The following is a 1,920-nucleotide window of genomic DNA, read 5'->3' on the forward strand; positions in this document are numbered from 1 at the left end:
GGAAGAGATAATCCGCAATCTGTAGAAAAGGTGCTTGATCATTTTATACATCATCCAAACGGTCATGAAAAAAGATGTTTAATAGAATTTGATGCCGTTCCAATCGGTTACATTCAAATGTATCCAGTTGATTCTGAATGGAAAGCGTTATATGGATATGAAGAATCGCAGAATGTATGGGGCATGGACCAATTTATCGGTGAACCGATCTTTTGGGGAAAAGGAATTGGAACAAAACTTGTTCAAGCAGCAATTACATACATAATGGAGAACTTAGGAGCGGAAGCGATAGCGATGGATCCTAAAGTAAATAATGAACGTGCGATAAGCTGTTATGAAAAATGCGGGTTTAAAAAGGTGAAAGTACTAGAGAAACATGAACTGCATGAGGGGAAATTAGAAGATTGTTGGATGGTAGAATATAAACAATTATAATAAATATGCAGGGGCTTATAAAAATAAAGGGAGCTGTGTGAAATGAAAAAGGCATTACTAGTTATTGATGTGCAAGCGGGTATGTATACAGCAGGAATCCCAGTACATAATGGGGAAAAGTTTTTAGAAACGTTGCAAGAGCTCATTGGGGAATGTCGTTCAAATGGTATTCGGGTTATTTATGTCCAACATAATGGACCTAAGGATCATCCATTAGAAAAAGGTACAGATGGCTGGAAAGTGCATGCGGCGATTGCTCCGCGAGAAGGGGAGCTTGTCGTTGAAAAGACGACTCCAGACTCATTCCATAAGACAAACTTAAACGAAGTGTTACAAGGAAAAGGGATTGAGCATGTTATTATTTCAGGAATGCAAACAGAGTACTGTGTTGATACGACAACGCGAAGAGCGTTTAGTGAAGGGTATAAAGTAACATTAGTAAGTGATGCACATAGCACATTTGACACAGATGTATTACGCGCTGAAGATATTGTAAAACATCATAATGTTGTATTTGGATCATTTGCAGATGTTATTACGTTCAAAGATTTAAAAGTAAAAGCGTAATTACAGAAGTTGCTGTCTCTTAATGGGGCAGCTTTTTTATTTGAAGATAGGCTATCAAACGTTGTCGATAAATCGATATTTCTTGTCGAATCGTTAATATAATTTCATTCACTGTATTGATAGTACAAAAAACAAAAAGGAGCGCCACATCGTCAAAAATTCGACTGATGAGACAGCTACTTTTTTGCACCAGTAATTAAGGCTTTATTTCTTCTTATCTTTATCCAACACATTCTGTTCTTCAGCAAACTCCGTGCCATATGCAAACCGGCGATTAATTCGAATGTTATCATTGCTGTGCCTTGTGTGGGAATTAGAAAAGCGATGGACGATTACTTCTGATAATGTAAAGACGATGGCAGAAAGGATACTGCCCCATGCAATTTGCATGTAGTTGTCTAATAAAATATTACCAAAAATCCAAACACTTAAGTACGTAAGTAAGAAATCCGTCATAATGGCAGCGGAATTGCCAATTCGATTTAAAATAATTTTATCAACAAACATATAAGAAACGATTGTGACGAAGAGACTAAAAGAAATGATTTGGACGAGCGTTGCTGGGAAAAATAGAGCTAGTCCGATACTAAAAGCGATGATGCATGATATAAATTTGATAAGTATTACAGTAATATCATTCAATATATACACCTCCCATTTATACATAGTTTTACAATAAATKCAGGAGTTCATACATTGGAACGGTTTAATTTATATAAAACTTTATCATGCTGAAATTTTATCTAAATATTAAAAAAATAATCAAAAAATGTTATAGTGAAATGAGAGCGTATGACATTTTTAGGTAAGGGGGAATCCGGGATGTGGATAACTTCAGAAGTAGAAATTCCAGATGAGTTAATCGATCACCTTGAACAAGGTAAGTTAGTATTATTCGTTGGAGCAGGAGTTTCTATG

3 protein-coding genes are annotated in these 1,920 nt (G+C 35.7%); 2 read left to right on the forward strand and 1 reads right to left on the reverse strand.

The features are described 5' to 3' along the window. Both AC1DJR_RS28235 and AC1DJR_RS28240 read left to right on the forward strand, forming a co-directional pair. Positions 1–435 (forward strand): GNAT family N-acetyltransferase (locus AC1DJR_RS28235; protein ID WP_477004071.1); only part of this gene is annotated, 435 nt, incomplete at its 5' end. Between the two features lie 42 nt (positions 436–477). Further along, a complete protein-coding gene (locus tag AC1DJR_RS28240; RefSeq protein ID WP_429688395.1) occupies positions 478–1,002 on the forward strand; it encodes a cysteine hydrolase family protein in 525 nt (174 codons plus the stop codon). A gap of 204 nt (positions 1,003–1,206) precedes the next feature. Here the strand turns inward: AC1DJR_RS28240 and AC1DJR_RS28245 are convergent, their stop codons facing one another. Then, positions 1,207–1,644, reverse strand: coding sequence for a YndM family protein (locus AC1DJR_RS28245; RefSeq protein WP_002168161.1), 438 nt, complete (start codon positions 1,642–1,644; stop codon positions 1,207–1,209). Positions 1,645–1,920: the final 276 nt, after the last annotated feature.

The organism is Bacillus sp. 05T31, from assembly GCF_056396725.1.